This window comes from Serratia sp. JSRIV006 (assembly GCF_019968685.1).
GTDB classification, from domain to species: domain Bacteria; phylum Pseudomonadota; class Gammaproteobacteria; order Enterobacterales; family Enterobacteriaceae; genus Chania; species Chania fonticola_B.
Genome location: NZ_CP074137.1, coordinates 3,964,015 through 3,987,718 on the forward strand (window position 1 = coordinate 3,964,015; position 23,704 = coordinate 3,987,718).

Annotated in this window: 28 protein-coding genes, 1 tRNA gene and 1 pseudogene; 14 read left to right on the top strand and 16 right to left on the bottom strand. The window is 48.5% G+C overall.

The window, feature by feature from the left end; genetic code table 11:
- Positions 1 to 19: 19 nt before the first annotated feature.
- The 5 genes and pseudogenes from KGP16_RS18350 to KGP16_RS18370 form a co-directional block, all read right to left on the bottom strand.
- Positions 20 to 664, bottom strand: coding sequence for a hypothetical protein (locus KGP16_RS18350; RefSeq protein ID WP_223500148.1), 645 nt, complete (start codon positions 662 to 664; stop codon positions 20 to 22).
- Positions 665 to 774: 110 nt separating this feature from the next.
- Entirely contained in the window at positions 775 to 1,635 is an 861-nt protein-coding gene (locus KGP16_RS18355) for a DUF6236 family protein (protein WP_223500149.1), read from the bottom strand.
- 178 nt (positions 1,636 to 1,813) lie between these two features.
- Positions 1,814 to 2,107 carry an Rz1-like lysis system protein LysC gene (gene lysC, locus KGP16_RS27700; RefSeq protein ID WP_223500151.1) on the bottom strand — a complete coding sequence of 98 codons (294 nt, stop codon included), beginning with the start codon at positions 2,105 to 2,107 and terminating at the stop codon, positions 1,814 to 1,816.
- The gene (locus KGP16_RS18365) at positions 1,992 to 2,345 is read right to left on the bottom strand and encodes a DUF2570 family protein (RefSeq protein ID WP_223500152.1); all 354 of its coding nucleotides are present in this window, start codon (positions 2,343 to 2,345) and stop codon (positions 1,992 to 1,994) included. The genes lysC and KGP16_RS18365 overlap by 116 nt, the downstream gene beginning before the upstream one ends.
- Positions 2,342 to 2,767, bottom strand: a pseudogene (locus KGP16_RS18370) (glycoside hydrolase family 19 protein); the annotation flags it as partial. The pseudogene KGP16_RS18370 and the gene KGP16_RS18365, both read right to left, overlap by 4 nt.
- A 63-nt stretch (positions 2,768 to 2,830) precedes the next feature.
- On the opposite strand from KGP16_RS18370, the gene KGP16_RS18375 reads away from it, so the two are divergent.
- Positions 2,831 to 3,978, top strand: a protein-coding gene (locus KGP16_RS18375) for an IS3 family transposase (RefSeq protein WP_223500153.1) whose coding sequence is annotated in 2 segments (ribosomal slippage) — positions 2,831 to 3,068 and positions 3,068 to 3,978 — 1,149 coding nt in all. Because the reading frame shifts where the segments join, the coding sequence is not laid out codon by codon here.
- 25 nt (positions 3,979 to 4,003) lie between these two features.
- On the opposite strand, the gene KGP16_RS18380 is transcribed toward KGP16_RS18375, so the two are convergent.
- The 9 genes from KGP16_RS18380 to KGP16_RS18420 all read right to left on the bottom strand — a co-directional run bounded on the left by KGP16_RS18380 (position 4,004) and on the right by KGP16_RS18420 (position 10,888).
- On the bottom strand, positions 4,004 to 4,288 hold the full coding sequence (locus KGP16_RS18380) for a phage holin family protein (RefSeq protein WP_223500155.1): 285 nt from the start codon (positions 4,286 to 4,288) through the stop codon (positions 4,004 to 4,006).
- Complete coding sequence (locus tag KGP16_RS18385) at positions 4,285 to 4,677, bottom strand: putative holin (RefSeq protein ID WP_223500156.1); 393 nt, start codon at positions 4,675 to 4,677, stop codon at positions 4,285 to 4,287. The genes KGP16_RS18380 and KGP16_RS18385 overlap by 4 nt, the downstream gene beginning before the upstream one ends.
- Before the next feature lie 113 nt (positions 4,678 to 4,790).
- On the bottom strand, positions 4,791 to 5,816 hold the full coding sequence (locus KGP16_RS18390; RefSeq protein WP_223500157.1) for a site-specific DNA-methyltransferase: 1,026 nt from the start codon (positions 5,814 to 5,816) through the stop codon (positions 4,791 to 4,793).
- A 224-nt stretch (positions 5,817 to 6,040) separates the two neighbouring features.
- Positions 6,041 to 6,709 carry a hypothetical protein gene (locus tag KGP16_RS18395; RefSeq protein ID WP_223500158.1) on the bottom strand — a complete coding sequence of 223 codons (669 nt, stop codon included), beginning with the start codon at positions 6,707 to 6,709 and terminating at the stop codon, positions 6,041 to 6,043.
- Positions 6,706 to 7,044, bottom strand: coding sequence for a DUF968 domain-containing protein (locus tag KGP16_RS18400; protein WP_223500159.1), 339 nt, complete (start codon positions 7,042 to 7,044; stop codon positions 6,706 to 6,708). Before KGP16_RS18400 ends, KGP16_RS18395 begins: the two co-directional genes overlap by 4 nt.
- Positions 7,041 to 8,006 carry a toprim domain-containing protein gene (locus KGP16_RS18405; RefSeq protein WP_223500160.1) on the bottom strand — a complete coding sequence of 322 codons (966 nt, stop codon included), beginning with the start codon at positions 8,004 to 8,006 and terminating at the stop codon, positions 7,041 to 7,043. The genes KGP16_RS18400 and KGP16_RS18405 overlap by 4 nt, the downstream gene beginning before the upstream one ends.
- Positions 8,003 to 9,532: a DEAD/DEAH box helicase gene (locus KGP16_RS18410; RefSeq protein WP_223500161.1), complete on the bottom strand. Its 1,530-nt coding sequence runs from the start codon at positions 9,530 to 9,532 to the stop codon at positions 8,003 to 8,005. Before KGP16_RS18410 ends, KGP16_RS18405 begins: the two co-directional genes overlap by 4 nt.
- Positions 9,533 to 10,077: 545 nt before the next feature.
- Positions 10,078 to 10,611: a YmfL family putative regulatory protein gene (locus tag KGP16_RS18415; protein ID WP_223500162.1), complete on the bottom strand. Its 534-nt coding sequence runs from the start codon at positions 10,609 to 10,611 to the stop codon at positions 10,078 to 10,080.
- A 49-nt stretch (positions 10,612 to 10,660) separates the two neighbouring features.
- Positions 10,661 to 10,888, bottom strand: a complete 228-nt coding sequence (locus tag KGP16_RS18420) for a helix-turn-helix transcriptional regulator (protein ID WP_211136911.1) — start codon at positions 10,886 to 10,888, stop codon at positions 10,661 to 10,663.
- 34 nt (positions 10,889 to 10,922) lie between these two features.
- Between KGP16_RS18420 and KGP16_RS18425 the strand changes: the two genes are divergently transcribed.
- The 11 genes from KGP16_RS18425 (at position 10,923) to KGP16_RS18475 (ending at position 19,256) form a co-directional block, all read left to right on the top strand.
- Positions 10,923 to 11,672 carry a LexA family transcriptional regulator gene (locus tag KGP16_RS18425; protein WP_051372367.1) on the top strand — a complete coding sequence of 250 codons (750 nt, stop codon included), beginning with the start codon at positions 10,923 to 10,925 and terminating at the stop codon, positions 11,670 to 11,672.
- Between the two features lie 844 nt (positions 11,673 to 12,516).
- Positions 12,517 to 12,849, top strand: a complete 333-nt coding sequence (locus KGP16_RS18430) for a hypothetical protein (RefSeq protein WP_223500164.1) — start codon at positions 12,517 to 12,519, stop codon at positions 12,847 to 12,849.
- A 419-nt stretch (positions 12,850 to 13,268) separates the two neighbouring features.
- Positions 13,269 to 13,631, top strand: a complete 363-nt coding sequence (locus KGP16_RS18435) for a hypothetical protein (RefSeq protein ID WP_024529216.1) — start codon at positions 13,269 to 13,271, stop codon at positions 13,629 to 13,631.
- 43 nt (positions 13,632 to 13,674) lie between these two features.
- On the top strand, positions 13,675 to 14,478 hold the full coding sequence (locus KGP16_RS18440; protein ID WP_223500165.1) for a DUF2303 family protein: 804 nt from the start codon (positions 13,675 to 13,677) through the stop codon (positions 14,476 to 14,478).
- 93 nt (positions 14,479 to 14,571) lie between these two features.
- Entirely contained in the window at positions 14,572 to 15,900 is a 1,329-nt protein-coding gene (locus KGP16_RS18445; RefSeq protein WP_223500166.1) for a DNA-binding protein, read from the top strand.
- On the top strand, positions 15,887 to 16,108 hold the full coding sequence (locus tag KGP16_RS18450) for a hypothetical protein (protein WP_223500167.1): 222 nt from the start codon (positions 15,887 to 15,889) through the stop codon (positions 16,106 to 16,108). The genes KGP16_RS18445 and KGP16_RS18450 overlap by 14 nt, the downstream gene beginning before the upstream one ends.
- Positions 16,109 to 16,114: 6 nt before the next feature.
- Positions 16,115 to 16,813: a hypothetical protein gene (locus KGP16_RS18455; protein WP_223500168.1), complete on the top strand. Its 699-nt coding sequence runs from the start codon at positions 16,115 to 16,117 to the stop codon at positions 16,811 to 16,813.
- Positions 16,810 to 17,847, top strand: a complete 1,038-nt coding sequence (locus KGP16_RS18460; RefSeq protein ID WP_223500169.1) for a hypothetical protein — start codon at positions 16,810 to 16,812, stop codon at positions 17,845 to 17,847. The genes KGP16_RS18455 and KGP16_RS18460 overlap by 4 nt, the downstream gene beginning before the upstream one ends.
- A gap of 208 nt (positions 17,848 to 18,055) precedes the next feature.
- A complete protein-coding gene (locus tag KGP16_RS18465) occupies positions 18,056 to 18,613 on the top strand; it encodes a 3'-5' exonuclease (RefSeq protein ID WP_245398410.1) in 558 nt (185 codons plus the stop codon).
- A 153-nt stretch (positions 18,614 to 18,766) separates the two neighbouring features.
- A complete protein-coding gene (locus KGP16_RS18470) occupies positions 18,767 to 19,003 on the top strand; it encodes a hypothetical protein (protein WP_161714083.1) in 237 nt (78 codons plus the stop codon).
- Between the two features lie 70 nt (positions 19,004 to 19,073).
- Entirely contained in the window at positions 19,074 to 19,256 is a 183-nt protein-coding gene (locus KGP16_RS18475) for an AlpA family transcriptional regulator (protein ID WP_161714084.1), read from the top strand.
- Here the strand turns inward: KGP16_RS18475 and KGP16_RS18480 are convergent.
- Positions 19,240 to 20,409, bottom strand: coding sequence for an integrase family protein (locus KGP16_RS18480; protein ID WP_223500171.1), 1,170 nt, complete (start codon positions 20,407 to 20,409; stop codon positions 19,240 to 19,242). The two genes, KGP16_RS18475 and KGP16_RS18480, sit on opposite strands and share 17 nt — an antisense overlap.
- Before the next feature lie 194 nt (positions 20,410 to 20,603).
- Here KGP16_RS18480 and KGP16_RS18485 point away from each other — a divergent pair.
- Positions 20,604 to 20,678 (top strand) — tRNA-Arg (locus KGP16_RS18485).
- Positions 20,679 to 20,930: 252 nt separating this feature from the next.
- On the opposite strand, the gene KGP16_RS18490 is transcribed toward KGP16_RS18485, so the two are convergent.
- Positions 20,931 to 22,078, bottom strand: a protein-coding gene (locus tag KGP16_RS18490) for an IS3 family transposase (RefSeq protein ID WP_223500153.1) whose coding sequence is annotated in 2 segments (ribosomal slippage) — positions 20,931 to 21,841 and positions 21,841 to 22,078 — 1,149 coding nt in all. Because the reading frame shifts where the segments join, the coding sequence is not laid out codon by codon here.
- 315 nt (positions 22,079 to 22,393) lie between these two features.
- Between KGP16_RS18490 and KGP16_RS18495 the strand changes: the two genes are divergently transcribed.
- Positions 22,394 to 23,689: an MFS transporter gene (locus KGP16_RS18495; protein WP_021806078.1), complete on the top strand. Its 1,296-nt coding sequence runs from the start codon at positions 22,394 to 22,396 to the stop codon at positions 23,687 to 23,689.
- The last annotated feature ends 15 nt before the right edge of the window (positions 23,690 to 23,704 follow it).

Genomic DNA, 23,704 nt, shown 5'->3' on the forward strand with positions numbered 1-23,704 from the left:
GAGGGGTGGCTGCCTGGTATTATTTCGCCGTTCGCATCGCCTCAGCCATTGCTCTGCTCAGTTCGGTCGGCATCAATGCACTGGCCATGGCCTGCGCCCGATCGAAGTAACCAAGTGTCGGTTTGACCGACAGCGCATCACCAAACTGGATCAGCAGCTTCGGCGCTGGCATCTTCATGCGCGGCTGCCTGGTACCGTTAGCTGAGCGCTTGCGCCGCTTCTTACCCTTCTTGCCTTTCTTCGCCTTGGTACGTTGCCACACGCCGTTTGCACCACCAACCGCCCCAACAAACACATCTGGCTTAGCCTTAAGCTGCGTCATCTTGTTGCGTGTCAGGTTGCCGTATTTGTTCAGCTTAATGTTCTTAGGGTTTAACAGGGCCTGGCTGTTCAACTTATGCTGCCCGCCAAACTCGAATGGCTCTAGGTAGCTGGCAGCGGTATCCATCACGAACACCTTGGCCGTGAGACTGTTCTTTCGGGCACCGAACGATCGAACAGAATTGACTGTAAAAGGTGTTGGATTATCTAGATGACGCTGAAATGCAACTTTCTCTGCAGCCTCAATCTTTCTGGCTACGCTTGTTAATGCCTGTGCTGTTGCAAATGGCACCTGTTTTTTTATATTCTTGAGTTGAGCTGATAGTTCTTTTATTCCAGCCATATATTACCCACCAGACAGAACCAATTTAAATCCAAGACAAAGATCGTTACGAAAAGGGCTGTAACAACCCAGCCCTAAAAAATAAAATACATTATCATTAACAAAAATCACTAAGCAGTTATATTCTCTTTCGAAGCATTGGATAGATATACAAGGCTTCCAGAATTACCATTTAAAACCCGCTGTCTTACTGGGTTTAATTTCAAACCACCTAAAACAAAACCACCTATTCCTGTCAATACAGTCGTTACCGCATCTGTCAATGAAGCAGCAGTGTACGCAGATAACGCACCCGTTAAAATACTATTTACATCTGTTTCAAATGACGCCGTAATATTTATTTTAAACGGAGTTCTCCACCCTTCGTTATTAAGTGAGTTTATATCTTGTATAGCTTTAACCAGCCTTGAGTATGCGGATGCTCTGGCCAAATGAAAATCATGAGAAGTCATCACCTCCTTATATAATTCCTCAAGGTATATATGCAAAGCTGACAACTCATCTGCGCGTCTCATTTTAAATTCTAATATATCACATAAGGGCACATCATTTCCCGGAACAGGCAAGGCATTAGTTAATTCCAACCTTAAAATATCCTGTAACTTTGACTGTTCATTTGTTGATACGAAAGTATCGCCTTTTTGATGCAAACGCCAATCTGTTCCTTTCTGCTCTTTTCTTAAATAATCCAGCAAGCCAGACTGAGAGCTCAAAAACTGGTTAGGGATATCACCTGAGTGTATAGGGTATTTAATTGGTAAGATGGGTCGCTCTATCACCCCGCATGATATCAATTCTTCCTCATTTGGAATTGGAAAATGGAACATTTCCATATTACTTATGATTATCGAATCCCAGTATAAAGTATAGTAGTTGATATCAATGGCGGATAATTCATCTCTAGTAGTGAAGCCATTCCCATTTGATATTTCTTTAAAGGAACAAGGAAATGTAACAATGCCTCTTTTCATTAATTCTCTTCCATTTTAAGATTGAATGAAAGATGAGCATATCATTTACCTCATTCCTCAGGTAGTCCTATACGCCACCGATTTATCGTTCCCACCTGCCTGGCGCATATCAAAAAAGCTGTTTGCAGCGCCAAGGTGTAGCTCACCGTCTCGTCCTAGGTATAGATGCTCTGTAATGCTACTTTCGCCCGTTATCCCTCTTCCACTTAATCACCCCTTCGATGCGAGATGCGCATACATCCAACTCGACCTGTGCTACCTGCAAGGCCACAACTGCATCACCGAAGGTTTGCCCGTTAAACGGTGTTTGCTCGCACTGTTGAAGCAGCACGGCGGGCGGGTATACGTAAATCAGCCTAGGGGCTGGCGGGGGCATTCTCTCGGCGCAAGATACGGAGAGCATCATCAGGCAAACGCTGCTGATTGCAGCCGCTATGCTCCAGCGCCTCGCGTAACGTTCGGTTTTCAGCATCGGCCTTTACTCTCTTTTGCTGTTCAATCTTGAGCTGTGCTTCCGTGGCGCGACGATCGGAATCAGCTGCACCTTTTAGTGCATTGATAGTTTCATCCCTGCTTTCAACGGCTTTCACTAGCTTTACGTTGGACTCCCGCACAACATCTAAATCGTCTGATAGCGAGAATGCATAACAGCCTAGCAAGATGGCTAGCAACAACGCACCGATAAGCCCGTATTTGCTTAGCGGTGTCATAGCAACACCTTACTGGCCTTCTCAAACCGGGACTTACGGTCATCTATACCATTCAGGCCACCATTGATTGCTTTAGTTACAGCGACTACATCAGAACCATATTGCCCGCAATTATTGCTTGACCAGAACCAACCGGCAGAACGCATCGCATTAGCGTCCAGTTCCAATAGCTCAGGGTGGCTCACTAAGTCGAGCTTAAGAGCCGTGCCGCATGCGAGATGATTATTCAAGCCAGTAAGCTGCTTTAAACCACGCCCGCGATATTTCCAACCATCACCTGGCGCGCTGTTCCCCATCCGGCCACCATAGACCAGGTTTGCGATTGCTTCCTGTTTGGCGCTTTGCTGAATTGTGCGGCCTAACATTTTGCACTGATACTCGCTCAACCGTTTAGCGTTAGTGAGCGGGCCAAACGTTCGCATTGAATCGCCACGGGTTTAACAGACACCTCAGAGTCATTTAAAATGGCCTAAAGAGAGGTGCACATGAGCAGTAAGCGTTATCCTGAAGAGTTTAAAATTGAAGCGGTCAAACAGGTTGTTGATCGTGGCCATTCTGTTTCCAGCGTTGCAACACGTCTCGACATCACCACCCACAGCCTTTACGCCTGGATAAAGAAGTACGGGCCTGACTCTTCCACCAACAAAGAACAGTCAGATGCTCAGGCCGAGATCCGCCGACTCCAAAAAGAGCTGAAACGAGTTACTGACGAACGGGACATATTAAAAAAAGCCGCGGCGTACTTCGCAAAGCTGTCCGACTGAGGTACGCCTTTATCCGTGATAACACCTGTTGTTGGCCTGTTCGTCTGCTCTGTCGGGTGCTGGATGTTCATCCAAGTGGGTTTTACACCTGGCTTCAGCAGCCACATTCACCACGGCATCAGACAGATATGAGGCTGACAGGACAAATCAAACAGTTCTGGTTGGAGTCCGGTTGCGTTTATGGCTATCGTAAGATCCATCTCGACCTGCGAGATAGCGGGCAACAGTGCGGGATTAACCGGGTCTGGCGGCTGATGAAGCGTGCCGGGATAAAGGCTCAGGTCGGATACCGAAGCCCAAGAGCTCGTAAAGGGGAGGCCAGTATCGTGACACCCAACAGGCTCCAGCGGCAGTTCAACTCGGAAGCACCGGATGAACGTTGGGTAACGGACATAACTTACATCCGAACCCACGAGGGCTGGCTGTATCTGGCCGTGGTTGTTGACCTGTTTTCGCGCAAAGTTATCGGCTGGTCAATGCAACCCCGGATGACAAAAGATATTGTCCTGAATGCGCTTCTGATGGCCGTGTGGCGGCGTAATCCTCAAAAACAGGTGCTGGTTCATTCTGATCAAGGTAGTCAGTATACAAGCCATGAATGGCAGTCATTCCTGAAATCACATGGACTGGAGGGCAGTATGAGCCGTCGTGGTAACTGTCACGATAACGCAGTTGCAGAAAGTTTTTTCCAGCTACTGAAGCGTGAACGGATAAAGAAAAAGATCTACGGAACGCGGGAAGAAGCCCGCAGTGATATTTTTGATTACATCGAAATGTTTTATAACAGTAAGCGTCGGCATGGTTCGAGTGATCAGATGTCACCGACGGAATATGAAAATCAATATTATCAACGGCTCAGAAGTGTCTAGATTATCCGTGGCGATTCATTTTGTGTCATAGCTGTTTTCTCTGAAGGGGTTTAGCCAGGCGCATGACGTTGCCACCTGAAGACCAGACGGCTACACAGAACCCAATGTTAATTAATGTTTCCGACCAGTTAGCACTTTGATAATCGCCGGTCAGTATGCGGATAGTTACCGAGGCACAAGCTACAATCAGCACCCAGGCAAAGAATGTAACTATGGGTCGATGCGTTGCCCCGTTCCTCCGGTATGCCATAAGGCGAAAGGCCGTTGCACCACACGCAATTGCGTTTACTGTCAGCAGGTATTCATTCATCTGTCTCCCCCTCGCCGGGTAATGTCGTCCAGCGCTGTTGGGTCTGAAGATTTTGCAATGAGGTACATGAGCAAGCGTACAGCTACAGCACCGCCCACCAGCGCCCCGATTGTGTCCCCTACTTCAATGTGTTTTCCCGGCAGTACAGAAAGGAAAGCCTCTATCACGTCTGCAAAAAACTCCGCAGAAAACATTCCAACCAAGAATGAAGAAGCGAACATCCACACTTTCTTGAAGTTTGAAAGGTCACCAGAAGACAGGACGAATACCGCCGCGCCTGCGAATGCTCCGACAACAACAGCAGGATCAAGATTGGAAAATACCCCGACTATTGTCACGCCGGTAACTGCCGCTGCTGCCGCCCCAGAACTAGAGATCGGCTCACTCATATTTGCTCCTTTTTGTTTGCTGTTCGCTCAGCAAACGCCGGGCGCAAGAAATGAAAAAGGCCACCATTTGGCAGCCTAAATAGAAAGCTCCGGAATGCACCGAGGCTCATTGATTAATCCGGGTATATCTCCCGAGTGGTCTGTTCGAATCGCTCTGTCTCAAGCTCCACACCGAGGCCGATACGGCCTAGCTTAATAGCCGCCTTAATCGTTGAACCCGACCCCATGAAGAAGTCAGCCACAACATCACCTGGTCGGCTGCTGGCGCTGATAATGTGCTCCATCATTTCGGCAGGCTTTTCACATGGGTGCTTATTCGGGTAATACGCTACCGGCGCATAGTTCCAAACGTCGGTATAAGGAACCTCTGACGACACCGTGAAGGTACGCCGTAACGATTTATACTCTTGGCATAAATCCAGATATTCCCGATTAAGCGCTCGGTACTCCCTCACCAACTCATGATGAGGGCGCTCCAACCCACCAGCCTGGTGCTTCTCATTAGCTATGCGATCAAACAATACTTGAAGGGCATGGTACTGGCTCTCACTCGGTAGCTGCCACTGGCTTTCAGTAAACCAATGGCTAGTCATCTGCGTACCTGTTGCCGCATTAATATCTTTGGCTGATACCCCTAGGGATTGTCGAGCAGCCTTGAAATAGTCAATCAAGGGCTTTAAAACGTTTTGCTTCAGCTCTACACATTTCACCGCGTAGCCGTCAGCTTTGGGCTGTAAAGGCCCGGCATAATGACCAGCAAATATGACCCTCTCAGTAGCCGGAAAGAATGCCCGTAAGCTCTCTTTATTCTGGCGCTTCCACGGTCCCGATGGTTTAGCCCACACAATATGGCTCAACACATCAAACCGCTGGCGAACGAGCAACTCAGTATCAGACGCCAACCGACTACCGCAAAACATGTAGAGGCTTCCGTTCGGCTTGAGTACTCGCCAAAACTCCACAAGCAGAGAATCAAGCCATTCTAAATATTCAGCTTCAGTCTTCCACTGATTGTCCCAATCGCAAGATTTAACCCGAAAATAAGGCGGGTCGGTAGCGATCAAGTCGATGGAGTTATCCGGCAGGGTTTTAATAAATGCTGTTGTGTCAGCGTTGATAAGACGTGTGTTTGAAATCATAAGCGCCCTTGTTTGGTAAGCTCGTCCTGCTGTTCGCAGCACGGGCAAAGGTTCGCTTGTGATCTTCTACATGAGCAACCCGGCAATGGAGTGTTGCATCACTTCATTGCTGCCCACCTCACAAACATTATTCAGCTTTCATTTTCCCATAAAAAAACCCGCTCAGATGGCGGGTCATTTTGTTCAGTCGCTTGATGGTACAGCTTCGCGAAAGCATACATGTATTATGCAGTTTCTTTGGCTATTTTCAAGTTATTTTTGCTATTTTCTTCATTTTCGATGCAGATAGCCTCACGAACGGCGAAGAACACCGAAGAATTGAATATTTCTATACACCAACGTACCCGATCATCAACTTGATCGCGGGATAACCATGGGGCGTAATGATTTTGCATAAAGCGACCCAGAACGGAGAATGTGTTATTGCGCCCTGTGTAAAACAACTTACCAATTACATAAACTGGGTTGTCATGCTTCATAGATGCCAATACTGCTTTCTCCATGAAGTCGCACTCTTCCCCTGCGTCTGCAACTTCCAGCATTGATTCTAACGAGCGATGAGGCCACAGGATTGCAGTTGCCTTCTTTATCTGCTCTTCACCGCGATAGCCGAGATTGCGTAGATCTGCCATTACCTTCACAATCCGGGCTGCGCTTTCATCATCCCATTGCTCGGGCATTATCTGTCCCCAGACACCACTCCCACCGCTACAGCTCAATTTCCCGTCAGGGTTGCCGCCGTACATATCACCCCAAGCATTCAGCAGTGAGGTGATCCACAATGTTTGCAGCCGGGTCAGGCGCTGGAATTTACCCAGGTACTTCTTGCGAGTCACCCCAGCAACAGTTGTCCATGCCTCATGCTTTAACTTTCTCTTCTGATTCGGGGTCATGCTATCGCTCCTATGCCAATTGAATAATCTAAGAACCTGAATAAAATCACTACCTGGCTACCGTGTTCCTCTTCCCATGCTTTCGGGTCTTCGTGCAGTTTGGTATGGCATCGCCTGCACATAGGGATAGCGAACAGGTCATGTGCTTTGGTTCCTGTCCCCCCTTGGCCGTGGCCTATTACATGGTGTGGGTCATCGGATGAACCACCGCAGCCACTACAAGGCCGGGTCTTAACCCATTTGATGTATTTGCTGTCTTCCTGCCTAACAAGCTTTGGTATGAGCATGTGAGACTTAGGCGGCTCATCGTCGATTTTTAATTTCTTGGCTATCATTTGCTTTCCCTCTCGAATACCCACTCGTAAACCTCTGAGCCGTTTTGCAGCAGATCATTGAAGTCGCCAGATTTGGGCCAGCGAACCAACACCCTTTGGAGATCGTTCTTTGCATGAAGATTGGCGCGGGCGCATTCGAAAGCCGCAGCATGCCCGGCAGCGTTGCGGTCTGCGTCTGCAAAAATGATTAGCGTCAGCACTCCCAGTGGGACACGGAATTTCTTCATGAAGGCCGTGTTCAATGTCGCCCAGGTGTTGCACTTGGTGATTTGATGGCTGGAAAGTGCTGTCTCTATGCCCTCAGCGATACCCAGCGTGGTTGAAGGGGGGAACATGCGAACGGCAACTGAACCGGTATGCTCTAAGTAACTGTCCTCTTGAAGCTTGAGCATTTTCTTTTGGGCTCCACCAGCAACAGCCTTCTGGTCACCATCAAGCAAGGTGCGGTGCAGGTAGCACAGCTCGCCTTTATCGTCGGTTGCTAGCGCGTAAATTGACTGGAACTCCCCACCAGCGGCACGTTGACTATCGCAGTACCGCACGTATTCCATTGGCAAAGACGTGATCCCCCGCTTTTTCAGGTATGCGTCAGCTCCAGTACCACGCAACGGCGTGAGCTTGGCAAACTTACGGCTGACACGTTCACGCATAGACTCAACGCTAGAACGGGGAGCGGCGACTGATTCACCAGGCACGAATACTCTGCCGATCAACTTGTCTACCTCTGCCGCCAGTGTCTTGAAATCCTTTCCTGTGCCACCGGTCAGCAAGGCCCAACCATCGCCAGCGCCGCAGGTACAGACATAAGAGCCTGTCCCGTTCTTATCATCACAGCGGAATTTACCTTTCCGGCCACACAACGGGCATTCACCCTTAAAATGGTTTTTGCCCGTCACCGGGGGTAAGCCGTAAAACTTAAATATTTCAGGCCAGCGCCCAATTGCTGCTTGTTTGGTATTCATGCGGCTTTCCCTTCTTTCTGCTTCGCCTTAGCAAAAGCGATCTGTCTTGATTTAATGAAGTTGCTAACCACTGGGGTGATCTCCATTGGCGCGTAATGCAGGCCGTTAGGCCACTCGCTGAATTTTTCCCGGTACATGTGTTTGCACCAGCCTTCGCTGATTGGTCGGCCTTGGGCGCTACGGGAGCGTTGGTAATAGAGGATCTGACTCCACCAGGCTTGTTTCACCGCTTTGGTGATCACTTCCTTGGTTTGCTTCACCTTCTTGAGTTTGCGGGTTTTGTCTGTCTCTACGTCTTCGCCGCCGATCGGCTTGAAACCGCATTTCGGGCAGATGTAGATGCCTGCTGGCTTAACGTAATGGCACTCGGGGCATTCTTTCGGAAGGCGTTCAAGCTCGTCGGTTTTAACCACACGAGCTGGGGCTTTTTCCATGCCGTCAGAGGTGGCGGGCAGGTAGTCGTACTCGATATCGTCGGGGTAGCCCAACTGATGGATGGTGCCGCTGTGATCGAAGATCAGGCAGGTGTCTTTGCCTGGTGCAGGTCGCAGCCCGCGCCCTAAAATCTGAATCCAACGGATTTCTGACTTGGTAGGGCGGGCAAAGATGATGCAGCGAACATCACTATCGAAACCGGCCACCAGCACACCAACGTTAACGATTATTTTGGTGATACCCTGTTCAAAGCGGCGAATAGTCAGTTGGCGTTCTTCATGCGGCGTGGCGGCTGTCATTATCTCGACGGCGACACCTGCCCGGTTGAATTCAACAGTGACGAAATTGGCATGCGCCACGTTTACGCAGAAACATATGGTTGGGCGGTCTTCGCCGTTCTCCAGCCAGTTCTTAACGATATCGCCCACAAGCTTAACGTCGCTCATGATGTCGCCGATCTGATCTTCGTTGTAATCACGTCCATAGCCAGCTTGCTCGGAGGTTTTTACTTCGCTTAAATCAGGCTGTGACGGGGCGTAAAACTCGTAAGGGCTCAGAGCTCCAATGCTGATCAGCTCTTTCATGGTCGTTGGCTTGATCAGCTTCTGGTAATACGTTCCGAGGAACTTGGCGAACGGGGTGCCAGACAGACCGAGCACTTTCACGGCGGTGTTAGTTGTCAGGTGCTCGATGGTCTGAAGAATCTTTTTACGCTTGAGGTGTGCCTCATCGATGATCAGCAGATCGATATCTTCAGGGAAGTCACGACGGATCAGCGTATCGGCAGAAGCAATCTGGATCAGGCGGCGCGGGTCGTATGCCGGGTGATCACGCCAGATGTAACCGATCTCTTCAGCAGGCAAGCCGTATTCAATAAAGCGTGTGGCGGTCTGGTCTAACAGCACGGTGTACGGGGCCACAAACATTACGCGCATGTTGCGACTGATAAACCCAGCAGTAATCAACGCCGCTATCGCAGTTTTGCCAAACCCTACCGGGGCATACATCATGAATGATGCGTGTTGCTTCCATGCCGAGCGCAGCATATTCAGTGCAACAATCTGTTTTTCGCGTGGCTGGATGGTAAGCATTCGTTCTATTCCTCGTTTAGATGTTTAGCCGTCTAAATGTCTGTCCGGCATTTTTAACTACTCGATCCCTTTAAGATCACCTTCTTGGTTAAGCCTGTTCCTTCCCCCACACCCCAACCCGATCACCCCCCTTACCCCCCTCTTACCCTTCCCCTCTCCCCCAAAAGACAAAAAGACTTCTAGCCGTCCAAACATCCAATCACCCATTTCATCTAGCCAGTGGAGGCGGTTGCGTGTGTCCAATACTTGCCCTTGCGTACCTGTCAGCGAATAACCTCAATCGCTTGTTTGCTGCCCTACGCCCTGCGTTCTCCTGCTTGAACGATATCGGTTCCTCGTCGTATGCAGCCTGGTAAACATCCGAATACTGGCTTGCTACCTTGCTGCGCGTCCCGATCGGTAATTCACCCAACCTTGCCTGTATCCATGCGGCATCCTCACGGCAATAAGCCGTGGGCATTACTGTTCTCACGAACGTGTTTTCGTACATGCTCAACCCCCTATGGCTTACGTCACAGTGATGTGCCTCCAGTTGGCAGACATGGCTAGACCTTCCATTTACAGGACTTCATGATCGGTATGGCTCTGATTTCAGTAGGGCAAAACACGCTGTAAAGCAGCATGACGTGCTCTTGGAATGTCGCTATCAGGTGGTAGGTGTTGTGATCAAGCTCTTGACGCTCTCTCTCGTCTATCTCGCCGTCTTCAGTGAATCGCCGTACCAGTTCGGAATGCTTGCCGAGGTACTCGATCGCTTCCATCAGCTTTGCGTTGATGTCTTCACGCCCGATATTTTCCACTTCAGGAAGGCGAACGTTGACGCTACGAGACTGGCGGGAAGTTGCGTCGGCAAAATGGGTATTTCCACCAGCATTTTGCAAAACCATCAGCCAGCCAATAGGGAATATTTGGTTGCTACCAGGGCGCAACCGGTTGAATAACGCATTCTCGGTCACCCCAAGCCAGTTAGCCGCCTCAGCGTAACCGCCCGGCAGACCGGTAATCAGTTTCCGGGCGACGGTGATCACCCATTCAGGCTGCTTTTCTGCCTGCCAATCTGGCGCTTGTTCCTGTGTCACAGTTCAACTCCTCAAGCTGTGGTTATATCCCGTGTCGGAATATGGATAATTACTGCATCTCTGATGGAGCAATCACTTCAGAAGGAAAAGCCTCTTCTAGTGAGCACTCAGCCCCTAACTTATTGAGTGACGCAACCAAGCGCTTAGCCGTGTTGATATCTGGCAAACGTCGGCCAGTTTCGTAGTGACCAATTGATCCTCGTGTACATCCCATTTCACGAGCGAGATCAAAGCTTGTTAGCCCTGCCTTCTTTCGGATTGTTTTTAGGTTATTCATAGAAACTCCTCTTCATAAGGCAGAAAGATACATCATGTATTCATTCATGACAAGACAAAAGATACTTATGGTATTTAGAGAAATGGATACTATTTGTGATAATCGAGAAATGAAAAAATGGTATGAACTGGCAAAAGCCAGGATGAGGCCCCTTGGACTCACAAGGGATGACATAAGCGATCGGCTAGAGGTTACCCCTGGCGCGGTTGGCCATTGGCTAACAGGTCGTAGAACCCCTAACCTTGATCAGATTGCGACGATCATGGGGATGGTAGGCTTTGAAAAGTTTACTGTTCATGCAAATGGGATGGTCGAAGACCCCAACTTACCGATTGTTCCTCCTGAGCAAAGAGTTGAACCCTCATACAAGTACCCGCTGCTTACAGCTTTGAAAGCCGGGGTGTTGAATGGTCAACCTGACAGCCTCGGTAAAGAAGCCAGTTTGATGTTTATCCGCTCAGACAAGAAAGCAAGCCTAGCCTCATATTGGCTTGAAGTTAAAGGCCCATCCATGACAGCTCCGGTAGGCGTTAGCCCTAGTTTTCCTGATGGGATATTGATACTCGTTGACCCAATGGAAAGAGACAATATTAAGCCTGGTGACTTCTGCGCTGCTGAAGTGAGCAATAGCCCTGAAGCTATCTTTAGGCAGATCATCAATGAGGCTGGCATAGATTTTCTGATGGCGCTAAACCCTTCATTCCCCATGACAGACTGCAAAGAGAGGGGGGTGACTTTGTTAGGTAAGGTTGTTGCCGCCAAGTGGAGCGATGATAGGTTCTAACTCGTTCTCTACCCTACATAATCATTACAGAAACCGGCCATTGAGCCGGTTTTCTTTTATCTATCAATAGCCCCTACTCTTTTACCCCCCTCAAAAATCATTATTTCCCGATTTCTGTCTTTCTTCAGCCGATACGAACTAAAAAATAAATACCACCTAAAAACATACACATAGTATTTATTCTTTCATTTAAGATACATTAAGTATTGAATGAAAAGAGTACACATTGTATCTTCTTTCTCACCGGCACCCGCCGCCCGCTCTTTAACAATCAGCAAAGTCGGATGAAATACCGGGTTCATAGGTGATTCTGGCGCACAACGAATACCAGTCGCGATCCGGCTGTGACGGCGACTAGGTTCCAATGATGTCGGGTATGAAACGCAATGAGTGTTTTTTATGAGCCCTCACATCTATCAGCTTCGGCTATGACGGGTGTAAGGGAATAAAAGCGCGGGAGCCTGACCCAGCATGAGAACAGGCGACAACCGGAGGGCGGCATCATGTAACAGATAAGCGGTATACCGGCTACTAGATAGCCAGTTCCCACAGCGACGCACCAGGGGAAAGGAGGCGCATTGCGCACTGGGCAGTTTGGCATGGCGACCCATTAACGCAGCAACCAGCCTTAAAACGCAGAGTGGATTTACCCTGCCGCTGCCAGTTCGGGGCGGTAGGCATAAAACCACTGAATAAGGGTAAGAGAATGCAAAAAGCATATGAAGAGTATTTCAACGGCCTCGCAAAAGGCGAAGAAGCAATGAGCTTTGCCGAGTTTGTAGAAGCGCTTTCCTGAGCAACGTCCCACACCGCCCGGCAACGGGAAATAGCAGAGGGTTACACAATGATCACTTACAACGTAGTACGTAACGGCAACCAAGTTGTTGATATGTTCAGCAAGGCGCGCTTTGGCGTTGATGCAGAGGCTCACGCTCACGACCGCGCTGATGAGTTACGCGATCAACAACCGCACGAAAAGTTCCATATCTCAGTGAGCGTTCCAAAGATGCGTATCACTCTGAACACTGGCGAGATTCTTGAACAAAACATTACCGACCCAGAAATTGATGTTGACTACGGCGCGGTGAGCGGACTTTTCTTTTCTAATGTTCTGGATTACACCTCTTACCGCCTTATCCAGGCTGATCAGGTTTCTAACGTCGAATATTTGTCATAACCAACAATATTGCTATTCGGGGTAATGTGGCGGCATCCGAAATGGTGATTCCGCCGAGCGGGTAAGTTCAGCAGTTTAGCTTGCAATCCCCGCCATGCTGGCTGGAAGGTCAGCTCACAACAGATAAGAGCATTGGCGTATGACGGGTTCATAACCCAATCCATGCGTAGAGTGTTGGCGCGCTCGGCAGTGCTCTTCTCGTTGTGGTAACAGTTTGGCGGCTATCCGTTCTTCCAATCACTACTTAACGGAGGATGGCGACAATGTTCAGCGGATAGTCGCCCTTTTTACTTATCAATGGAATATCAAAAATGCTGCTAATTGCGTTTGTAATTGGAGCTGTCGTAGGCGCTTGTCTGGGCCTAATAACGTTTGCGTTATGCCATTCATCTAAAATGTGTAACTCAGGAGATTAATCAATGAGTGAAAATAAGGTCACATCGTTCAGTCAACATCTTTCATATATCAATAAAGGCACTCTTGACAGCGAACTTTCTGAAGAGTTGGCAAGAGTAATTAAAGCCGTGCGTGAAACAGGTAAAAAAGGGGCAGTTACCTTAGTCCTTACTTGTTCCATGCTCAACACGCGTGATGAAAACACAATGAAAATCACGCCAACTGTCAAAACGTCTATCCCTGAACTTGGCCGCGCAGACACCATTATGTTCTCAACGGCAGATGGCGATTTAATGCGTGACGACCCCTCACAAGTTCAGATGGATTTGAAAGTTATTGATACACAGCCAGCCGCCGCGCCAATTCGTTTGACGCAGAACGGCTAATAGCACCCGCAGTTAAACCCTCACCATAAAGAAAGGATTTAAAATGGATATTACCAACGAGTCAGTTAAGCATGTTGCAGAACTAGCGGTAGCAAGCAGCCTGGTTAAAACTGATATTCCTTATGCAGTTGTGCCGCGCGGTTACGAAGTAGAATCACTTGAAAAATACATGATTGATAAAGAGCAGATTAAACAGAGCGTACTAGTGATGTCTGCCTCTTCCTTGATCGCCTATGTTGTACGCTTCAAAGATGACCGCAGCGTTATTTTTGCAGACACCGAAAATACGCGTTTTCGCGGCGTGCTGGATTATCATTTGGATAGTAAAAGTCCCTTCAAAAATACGCATACTGTTACGTATGACTGCCCACACTCAGAAGAGTGGAAAGCCTTTGTTGGTTGCAATAAGCAAACGATGAACCAGGTTGAGTTTGCCGAGTTCATTGAGCAATATATTAACTGTATTGCCCCTATATCTGATTCAAACCCAACATCGGGCACTGAATTGCTTGAAATGGTGTTGGCCTTCCAGGAAACGCGCACATCTGAATTTAAGGCTGTGACACGTTTGAGTGATGGCACTTACCAAATGGCATTCAGCAACGAGAAAACCGGCGCGGGTAACACAAAGCTACCTGAAAAAATCAGCCTGGCAATCTCCCCTTTCCATAATGGTACTCCTTATCAGATTGATGCCCGTATTCGTTACCGCCTGCGTGAAGGCAAGCTAACACTTTGGTACGAGCTGATTGAACCGAAGAAAATCATTGAGCATGCATACAATGAAATTCTTGTTGATCTGCAAAGCCAGTTGCCGGATGTGCCGGTTTTTGAAGGCCGCATTTAAATATTAACCACCTATTAAAGTGCTGTCTTATGCGCCGCCTTGTGTGGCGCATAGTGAAGCACTTTCCAATCATAAATTAAGGAATGAGTCATCATGGCAACCTTAAGTCAACGCTATGCTAATAAGAAAGCAGAAAACTCAGAAATCTCTACTAAAAAAACGTTTCTGGTTCCTCTCTCTGAAATTTATGCCGAAGAAGGCTATAACGTTCGTGAATTAAACCAGCCCCACGTAGAAGAATTCCGCGATGCATTTATTGCAGGTGAGTATATTCCGCCGTTGGCTGTTGAAGTTACTGAAAAAGGTGTGAAAGTAATTGACGGTCACCACCGTTATTATGGTGCTCTTGCCGCTACTGAGGCCGGGCATGAAATCCCACGCCTTGAGTGTAAAGACTTTGTAGGCACTGAGGCGGATAAAATCGCCTTCATGGTTACCAGCTCTCAGGGTTTAGCGTTAACCCCCCTAGAACGGGCCGCAGCATATCAACGCTTGGCAAATCAAAACTGGACTCCAGCCGAGATAGCGAAGAAGGTAAAACGCTCAGAGTCAGATGTTCTTCAGCATATCCAGTTAGAAGAATGCTCTGGTTATATTAAGAGCCTTGTCCGCGCTGGCTCCATGAATTACGCCATTGCTATTGGAATCCATCGTGAGCATGGTGTTTACGCAGACCGCGAAGCAGCGCGACTCATGAAAAAAGCTGAAGATGCTGGTAAAACCAAAGTTACCAAAAGCATTGCACAGCCGCAGTTCAGCGCCAAAAAAGCCCGTCGAGCGCTTGAACTCCTGTTCGATGCTGAAACAGTAGAGAACGGCGACGAGCACCTTTTGCGCATCCACCCTTCAGTTAAAGCTGAATTACTCTCTATCCTCCAGGAATATCGTCACGAAAATAAGCCTACCAGCACTAGCTACACGGCATCTACAAGTGAACCAGTGCAGACCGATGGCGATCAACTCCCTTTACTGAAAACCGACATTATCATTAAGAGTGGAATAGAGGTATGGGCATGCGCGGCAGCAGCATTTGGCGATAAAGATGATTTTCTGTTTCACGAGTCGAAGTTCGCTCACACCTGGGCGGCTGATTCTTTCGAAAATCCAGAAGCCGTTGTTGTGCCAACAGAGACAATCTATAAGGCCAAAGCGCTTATTACCCAATATCAGGAAGCTCAAGAGCTTCGAACCTGGCTTAATGAAAAGTTCGGTAATGCTGAAGTACCAGACTCGATGTTTGAGCGGCTACATGATGTCTCGTCTGAGACTATGGGTGATCCGGAAAGTCCAGTGATGAATATGGGCGACTTTATTTCACTTGTAGATACCATCCCTTGTGATAAATGGGAAAACATCAGAATGCTACGTGCCGAAATCCATTCCGCTATCGAAATGAAGGCCACCAGCGATGAGCAATATTAACTTTAACAATGCGCCTTTGTGGATAACAGCAAAGGCGCTGCATATCTTATCTCAATTCAGCAACAACCGATTAATTCCCCGCAGAACCAAAGTAAACGCCTATATGACTTTCCGTGTTAACAAGCGGTGGCGTTTGCTGTCTCGCGATAAAGGTAAGAATTGGCAGTTGCTTACACATAATGATTACAACAACGCTATTGATGAGTGAGGCCCCATGAAAGAAGAAAACGCCCTCGAACGCTTCAAGCATGATACCCGCAACCACTCTATGTCCGTCGAAAATGATAACGGCGTATTTCGCCACCTGCACTTTTCGCGGGGCAACAGCAGCTTTTATCACTTCACCCTCACTACCTGGCCCGGCCATTTGTGCATAGGCGGTGATATGGGTACTTATGTTTTCCGCCGCGTGCACGACATGTTCAATTTCTTCCGTATGGATCACCGCTGCTATCAGCACGGTGATGATCCAGTGATCAATACCGGCTATTGGGCTGAAAAACTGCAAACAGGTGGAGGTCACAGACGCGAGGCCTATACGGAATGGTCATCAGATGCCTTTGAAGAGCAAGTGCAGGAACTGCATGACCAATGGTTAGATGACTTCGATCCGGATGATTATGAGGCCGACGCCGAAACCGTCAAAGCCAGAGTCAAAAAGGAGATCGACGAGCTAAAAAGTGAAGGTGAAGACGAGTGGAGCGCAGTTGCGGCCATACGCGACTTCTACTGTGAACATATCAGCATGGACGACTTCTGGGAAAGTGGTAACTGTAGAATTACGTCTTTCCACTACCTGTGGTGCTTATACGCGATCGTCTGGGGTATCCAACTGTATGACCGGCGCAACCTGGTTAACTCTGCAATGGATAAGTTCTTTGTCTATCAGTTGATGCAGGAGCAGAAAGCATGAGTAAGTTAAAAATCACACTGGAAGACGCGAAAGCAACACTTCGTGACGCTGCCACTGGACCGGATAGCCAGAACTGGCGTTACTCTCCAGCAGTAAAAGCGTTGCTCAATAGCCATGACGAGCTGCTTGTTGCATTGGGTGAAATGAAGCATCGTGCGGAGGCAGCAGAGCAGCGACTACAGCCGATTATCCCTACCCTTGGTTCTCTTGAGGTTAATAAGGCCGCGTGGAAACTCCACGACATGCTGACAGAGCACGGCCAGCTGAATGGTCACCGGTTTAACAATCTCAAAGGCTGTTTCTATGAGGCTCTTAAGGTGAGTATGGGGCCAAATCTAACATTACAGCCAGCACTGTCGGATGATTACTTCGGCCTCTTGGTGCGAAAGGCACGAGCATCAGCTGACAAGGCTATGCGTAAATATCCGCAACCGAACTATGTACTGAACAAAGTAGCTGAGGAAAGCGGAGAAGTAATCAAGGCTGTAATCCACTACACCGAAGGGCGCGAAGAGTGGGTGAACGTCGAAGGTGAAATCATTGATAATCTGGCTATGTTGATCCGCCTGGTTACTGAAGGGGATCAGGTCATAGGTTTCACTCCTCCTGAAGCCTGCCACACCTCATGCGAGCCTCACAAGCTGACAGGGATACAGCAATCTGACCAGCTTAAGCGCGCACTTAAGCTGGCTGGAGAGGCCAAAGAATTGGCTGATCGTATTCGAGCCGAAGAACAGACGCCGCCAGCAGTGTTGGGTGAACAGCTAATCAACATAGCTAATCACATTGCAGGCTCAGAGGGCGGGCTACCCGACGAATGGAAAGATTGGGCTAACGAGCTCGTTTCAGACTTGCGTCGCCTTGCAGCCTCAAAGTCAGCGCCAATTTTACCAGGGGATGCCGAGTTTAAAGCCTGGGTACACAGCGATTATAATCGTGAAGTAACCCTGAGTTGTCCTGTTAACCTTGATATTGCCAGATCAGCATGGAACGCCTACCGCGACGTTCTTACAACTACACCCAAGGCTGACTAAGAAATTCCTAGTTGTTGTGTGCAGTGCCTAATACAACACAATAATCATTATGTTGTATGCAAAGTGTCCTTATTACCCCTCCCCCAGATTGATCAATCCTTGATTCGCTGATACTGTTTATTCATACAGTGTTTTGCAATTATGGGTTTTACTCACTCCCGTAAATCATGAAATAAGAGAGATAAAACATATGGTTAATGAACATTTAATGATTGACATCGAAACCATGGGGAAAAAGCCAACAGCGCCAATTCTCTCTATCGGAGCCGTGTTCTTCAGCCCTCACTCTGGGGAGATTGGCGAACAGTTCTATTGCGCGGTAAATCTTGAAAGTGCAATGAATAGTGGCGCAATTGCTGAGCCAGAAACAATCCTATGGTGGCTGGAGCAGTCAGCAGAAGCACGGGCGGCGGTCTGTAACAAAGAAGTGCCATCGCTCAATGGGGCGCTTCTACAGTTAGCCGAATTCATCAAGACAAACGCCAATAACCCCGCCTACCTTCGTGTTTGGGGAAATGGTGCCGTTTTCGATAATGTCATCCTGCGTGAGTCCTACAACCGCACCGCTCTTCCTGAGCCGTGGAACTGGTTCAATGATCGCGATGTACGCACCATCGTAGAGTTAGGCCGTGAAATCGGGTTCAACCCTAAGCGGGACATGCCCTTCGACGGCGAGCCCCATAACGCTCTGCATGATGCGATACACCAGGCTAAATATGTATCGGCAATCTATCAGCGGCTACTTGCGCCCCACCAGCAAAATTAGTCACTTACCATCATCGATCTGTTAAACCGATCGATAAGGCGTAATTGATCGCTAGGTTCTATTTGATTGTTTATCACTCATTAACAACACTCAATCAGTGCGCACTCGTGAAAGGACATTTGTCCATTATTTTCAATTAATTAGAGAGGCCATATGTCATCTAATAACGTTCCTTTTACAGAGAGTGCTGAAATAGAACCTGATGCTTCAGCGATAGACGTTGAGCGTTTTTTTGAATGCTTTAACACGATTGAAAAATCGTGGGCTCAGATAAACAGTGATTTACTGGCAGTAGACCCACAAGCGGCGCGTTGTGTTGAATCCCTGATCGCCACCGTGCTGCGTGTTGGCCGTACGTACCAAGCAAGTTCTTTGCGAAGGCTTAAATAGCAAAATAGTTGAACGAAAACTCCCTGGCTACGCGCCGGGGTTTTTTATACCTAATGAAGAGAGGTTTAAAATGATTACTGACTTCATGACTGAAAAAGAAGTTTCTGAACGTGTTGGTAAAAAACGTACAGCGCTATGGAGGCTGCGCACTAAGCACGGTTTTCCTTCCCCCGTGCTTACTCACCCATCACGCTACAGCCGCCAGGCGGTTGAACAATGGATCAACGAGGGCGGCGTTAACCGAGTTGCTTAACGTGCCAAAAAATCTTATCAGCATACAGCTCATACGCTTCTTTCTGTTCTGCCAACCAATCGTGTTTGTTATACACGGCCATCACTCCCCCTAATTCATGCCCCAGCATCTTTTCGGTGACATGGGGCATGACCCCCTCCCCTGAAAGATTCGTCACCAGCGAACGCCGGAAATCGTGCGTACGCCACTCCGGAATATCAATCTTATCCCTAAGCTTTTTCATGTACAGGTTTGCCGAAGACCGATCAATCGATTTATCCAGCTCTTGCCCAGGAAAGAGAACCGGGTTTTTGGCTGCTATCAGCCGCTCTATGTACGGTTTAACTTGAGCAAATATAGGACGGCGGATCACGTTACCCATTTTCGAATGTGCGCCGGGTGTAGTCCAAATCAGATCTTCCATATTGAACTCTTCAACCCTGGCCAGGCGAAGTTCTGACAACCGGGCACCCCACAGTAAAAGCAACTGATGAAGCAACTTATTGGAAGATACGATTTTGTTGTTCTCCAACGCCAACCATACTTTTGCAAGTTCTGTGAACGTCAAGACACGGCTACCGGTATCGGGCTTTTTACCTATATTCTTTACGCTCAGCTTGGTTAGTTCGCATGAAGGGATCAACTGCCTGCTGATACACCAGTTGACCACCGAACGCAGTTGGAGCAGTAAAACTCGGGCTTTCTTCTTGTTAAGTTTTTCCTGCTTATCGAAAAATTGCACCCATAGCGATACGGGGATTTTAGCCACTGGCACATCTTCGAATTGTGTGTACATCGTGTTGTACACAACGGAACGGTAAAGCGTCTGGGTGTTAGGCTTAAGCCCTTTTACATACTTATCCCACCACTGATCTAGGCACTCCTTAAGGGTCAGTTCTCCCGTTGCGCCTACAAAATAGGTTTTAGGGTTGATGCCCTTCAGGTACAATTCGCGCATCTCGCCAACTGCTACCCGCGCATCCTTGAGTGACATAACCGGATAGCGACCAACAGTTAGGCGCACCGGCTTACCATTCCAGCGGTATCGATGCTGGAAAGTAACAGTACCAGCCGGGGTTATGCGTACACTTAGGCCGTCACTGTCGGTAAGCTCCGCAGGCCCTGAATATGGTTTGTTGTGTATGCTGCGCAGTTTGGTATCGCTAAGGGCCATGTTATAGATCCTGTACACAATCGTTAAATGCATTCTGTACTCAATCTGTACTTAAAGGCAAGTGAACGAAGCGAACAAACGGCGAAACTAGGAGGGATGATAGAGAAAGGAAAGAAACATAAGGCTTGATAAAACTTGAGGATTTACGGTAGGATAGAAATTCAGGCGAACACTTCAAATCAAAGCCGCCCAAAGTCCCCTTAGTTAAATGGATATAACGAGCCCCTCCTAAGGGCTAGTTGCAGGTTCGATTCCTGCAGGGGACACCAGTCCATCGTTCGCTACCCTCCGTATTAGTTCGCAAAATCCCTTTAAACCCAGTTCGCATCGGTTCATTGACGGTGGTACTCCATCGCAGGCAAATATCGGACAACATATTTTACCCATGCTGACCTTGAAACAGGTCACAACCTCACGCATTAAAAATGCGGAAGTCGCTCAGATTTCTACTTTGTCCCGCTCAGTGATGTACCAGATAGTGCCCTGCTCCACCCGTATTTAGCTGAATCGCCACGGATAATCTAGACACTTCTGAGCCGTTGATAATATTGATTTTCATATTCCGTCGGTGACATCTGATCACTCGAACCATGCCGACGCTTACTGTTATAAAACATTTCGATGTAATCAAAAATATCACTGCGGGCTTCTTCCCGCGTTCCGTAGATCTTTTTCTTTATCCGTTCACGCTTCAGTAGCTGGAAAAAACTTTCTGCAACTGCGTTATCGTGACAGTTACCACGACGGCTCATACTGCCCTCCAGTCCATGTGATTTCAGGAATGACTGCCATTCATGGCTTGTATACTGACTACCTTGATCAGAATGAACCAGCACCTGTTTTTGAGGATTACGCCGCCACACGGCCATCAGAAGCGCATTCAGGACAATATCTTTTGTCATCCGGGGTTGCATTGACCAGCCGATAACTTTGCGCGAAAACAGGTCAACAACCACGGCCAGATACAGCCAGCCCTCGTGGGTTCGGATGTAAGTTATGTCCGTTACCCAACGTTCATCCGGTGCTTCCGAGTTGAACTGCCGCTGGAGCCTGTTGGGTGTCACGATACTGGCCTCCCCTTTACGAGCTCTTGGGCTTCGGTATCCGACCTGAGCCTTTATCCCGGCACGCTTCATCAGCCGCCAGACCCGGTTAATCCCGCACTGTTGCCCGCTATCTCGCAGGTCGAGATGGATCTTACGATAGCCATAAACGCAACCGGACTCCAACCAGAACTGTTTGATTTGTCCTGTCAGCCTCATATCTGTCTGATGCCGTGGTGAATGTGGCTGCTGAAGCCAGGTGTAAAACCCACTTGGATGAACATCCAGCACCCGACAGAGCAGACGAACAGGCCAACAACAGGTGTTATCACGGATAAAGGCGTACCTCAGTCGGACAGCTTTGCGAAGTACGCCGCGGCTTTTTTTAATATGTCCCGTTCGTCAGTAACTCGTTTCAGCTCTTTTTGGAGTCGGCGGATCTCGGCCTGAGCATCTGACTGTTCTTTGTTGGTGGAAGAGTCAGGCCCGTACTTCTTTATCCAGGCGTAAAGGCTGTGGGTGGTGATGTCGAGACGTGTTGCAACGCTGGAAACAGAATGGCCACGATCAACAACCTGTTTGACCGCTTCAATTTTAAACTCTTCAGGATAACGCTTACTGCTCATGTGCACCTCTCTTTAGGCCATTTTAAATGACTCTGAGGTGTCTGTTAAACCCGTGGCGATTCAAGCTTGTTCTTCCATTATCCTTGTATGAAGCTGGTCACAAAACGTGAATGATGTTTTTTGTGGGCTTTGTAGAAGGCTGCACACGCCAAGCTTGTTAACAAGCCGTTACCACTGTCACATCCAATTGTTAATGGCCATTGATGCATGATACGCATCAGTTCATGAGTTTATTGCGCTTAATTAGTTTATTTTCCTGTTCCAGTCTTCAGAAACAGACGCAACAAAAGCGTCAATAGCCAACTGGAGATAACGATGAATTCACCCAACATTCCCATGACGACTCGAGCAAGAGCCGACGCGATACTGCGTGTTACCTCTGGCAACTTCTTGGAGCAGTTTGATTTTTTTCTGTTCGGGTTTTATGCCACCTACATTGCACATACCTTTTTTCCTGCCAGCAGTGAATTCGCCTCGTTGATGATGACCTTTGCAGTATTTGGCGCTGGCTTTCTGATGCGCCCTATCGGTGCCGTGGTGTTGGGGGCATACATTGATAAAGTAGGCAGACGCAAAGGACTGATTGTTACCTTGTCGATTATGGCCGCAGGAACCTTCCTGATTGTGCTCATTCCGTCCTATCAGACAATCGGTCTTTGGGCCCCATTGCTGGTGCTGGGGGGGCGCTTATTGCAAGGTTTCTCGGCAGGAGCAGAGCTGGGTGGCGTATCCGTGTATCTGGCTGAGATTGCCACTCCGGGCCGTAAAGGCTTTTATACCAGCTGGCAGTCCGGCAGCCAGCAAGTGGCCATTATGGTGGCCGCGGCGATGGGCTTCGCGCTGAATGCAGCCATGGAAGAAAGCGCTATTCGCGAGTGGGGCTGGCGTATTCCTTTCCTGTTTGGCTGCCTGATTGTACCTTTCATCTTTTTCCTGCGCCGCAAACTGGAAGAAACACAGGAGTTCACTGCCCGTCGCACCCACCTGGCAATGCGTGACGTATTTAAAACCCTGTTAACGAACTGGCAAGTTGTTATCGCTGGCATGCTAATGGTTGCCATGACGACCACCGCGTTTTATCTGATCACAGTGTATGCACCAACCTTCGGTAAAAAAGTGTTGATGCTTAGCGCATCTGACAGTTTGCTGGTGACCTTGTTGGTCGCAATCTCTAACTTCCTCTGGCTGCCAATAGGCGGCGCCCTGTCAGATCGTTTCGGCCGCAAGCCGGTTCTGGTTAGCATGACACTGTTGACGTTGCTCACGGCTTATCCAGCACTCAGCCTGCTTGCGCAAGCCCCAAGTTTTTCCATGATGCTGACAGTACTGTTATGGCTGTCCTTCATCTACGGCCTCTATAACGGTGCCATGATCCCAGCCTTGACAGAGATCATGCCGGCCGAAGTTCGGGTTGCAGGTTTCTCGCTGGCCTACAGTCTGGCAACCGCGGTCTTTGGCGGATTCACACCGGTTATCTCTACCGCACTGATTGAGTATACCGGCGATAAAGCTTCACCTGGCTATTGGATGTGCTTTGCCGCCTTGTGCGCATTGCTGGCGACGCTATATCTATACCGCCGCAGCACGTTATCACTACAAACAGCACGTTAAATCAGGGATTACATC

Excerpts from the sequence above, each read along its gene's own strand:
- KGP16_RS18350 (WP_223500148.1), bottom strand. The coding sequence starts at position 664 with ATGGCTGGAATAAAAGAACTATCAGCTCAACTCAAGAATATAAAAAAA.
- KGP16_RS18355 (WP_223500149.1), bottom strand. The coding sequence starts at position 1,635 with ATGAAAAGAGGCATTGTTACATTTCCTTGTTCCTTTAAAGAAATATCA.
- lysC (WP_223500151.1), bottom strand. The coding sequence starts at position 2,107 with ATGCTGAAAACCGAACGTTACGCGAGGCGCTGGAGCATAGCGGCTGCA.
- KGP16_RS18365 (WP_223500152.1), bottom strand. The coding sequence starts at position 2,345 with ATGACACCGCTAAGCAAATACGGGCTTATCGGTGCGTTGTTGCTAGCC.
- KGP16_RS18380 (WP_223500155.1), bottom strand. The coding sequence starts at position 4,288 with ATGAATGAATACCTGCTGACAGTAAACGCAATTGCGTGTGGTGCAACG.
- KGP16_RS18385 (WP_223500156.1), bottom strand. The coding sequence starts at position 4,677 with ATGAGTGAGCCGATCTCTAGTTCTGGGGCGGCAGCAGCGGCAGTTACC.
- KGP16_RS18390 (WP_223500157.1), bottom strand. The coding sequence starts at position 5,816 with ATGATTTCAAACACACGTCTTATCAACGCTGACACAACAGCATTTATT.
- KGP16_RS18395 (WP_223500158.1), bottom strand. The coding sequence starts at position 6,709 with ATGACCCCGAATCAGAAGAGAAAGTTAAAGCATGAGGCATGGACAACT.
- KGP16_RS18400 (WP_223500159.1), bottom strand. The coding sequence starts at position 7,044 with ATGATAGCCAAGAAATTAAAAATCGACGATGAGCCGCCTAAGTCTCAC.
- KGP16_RS18405 (WP_223500160.1), bottom strand. The coding sequence starts at position 8,006 with ATGAATACCAAACAAGCAGCAATTGGGCGCTGGCCTGAAATATTTAAG.
- KGP16_RS18410 (WP_223500161.1), bottom strand. The coding sequence starts at position 9,532 with ATGCTTACCATCCAGCCACGCGAAAAACAGATTGTTGCACTGAATATG.
- KGP16_RS18420 (WP_211136911.1), bottom strand. The coding sequence starts at position 10,888 with ATGAATAACCTAAAAACAATCCGAAAGAAGGCAGGGCTAACAAGCTTT.
- KGP16_RS18425 (WP_051372367.1), top strand. The coding sequence starts at position 10,923 with ATGTATTCATTCATGACAAGACAAAAGATACTTATGGTATTTAGAGAA.
- KGP16_RS18430 (WP_223500164.1), top strand. The coding sequence starts at position 12,517 with ATGATCACTTACAACGTAGTACGTAACGGCAACCAAGTTGTTGATATG.
- KGP16_RS18435 (WP_024529216.1), top strand. The coding sequence starts at position 13,269 with ATGAGTGAAAATAAGGTCACATCGTTCAGTCAACATCTTTCATATATC.
- KGP16_RS18440 (WP_223500165.1), top strand. The coding sequence starts at position 13,675 with ATGGATATTACCAACGAGTCAGTTAAGCATGTTGCAGAACTAGCGGTA.
- KGP16_RS18445 (WP_223500166.1), top strand. The coding sequence starts at position 14,572 with ATGGCAACCTTAAGTCAACGCTATGCTAATAAGAAAGCAGAAAACTCA.
- KGP16_RS18450 (WP_223500167.1), top strand. The coding sequence starts at position 15,887 with ATGAGCAATATTAACTTTAACAATGCGCCTTTGTGGATAACAGCAAAG.
- KGP16_RS18455 (WP_223500168.1), top strand. The coding sequence starts at position 16,115 with ATGAAAGAAGAAAACGCCCTCGAACGCTTCAAGCATGATACCCGCAAC.
- KGP16_RS18460 (WP_223500169.1), top strand. The coding sequence starts at position 16,810 with ATGAGTAAGTTAAAAATCACACTGGAAGACGCGAAAGCAACACTTCGT.
- KGP16_RS18465 (WP_245398410.1), top strand. The coding sequence starts at position 18,056 with ATGATTGACATCGAAACCATGGGGAAAAAGCCAACAGCGCCAATTCTC.
- KGP16_RS18470 (WP_161714083.1), top strand. The coding sequence starts at position 18,767 with ATGTCATCTAATAACGTTCCTTTTACAGAGAGTGCTGAAATAGAACCT.
- KGP16_RS18475 (WP_161714084.1), top strand. The coding sequence starts at position 19,074 with ATGATTACTGACTTCATGACTGAAAAAGAAGTTTCTGAACGTGTTGGT.
- KGP16_RS18480 (WP_223500171.1), bottom strand. The coding sequence starts at position 20,409 with ATGGCCCTTAGCGATACCAAACTGCGCAGCATACACAACAAACCATAT.
- KGP16_RS18495 (WP_021806078.1), top strand. The coding sequence starts at position 22,394 with ATGAATTCACCCAACATTCCCATGACGACTCGAGCAAGAGCCGACGCG.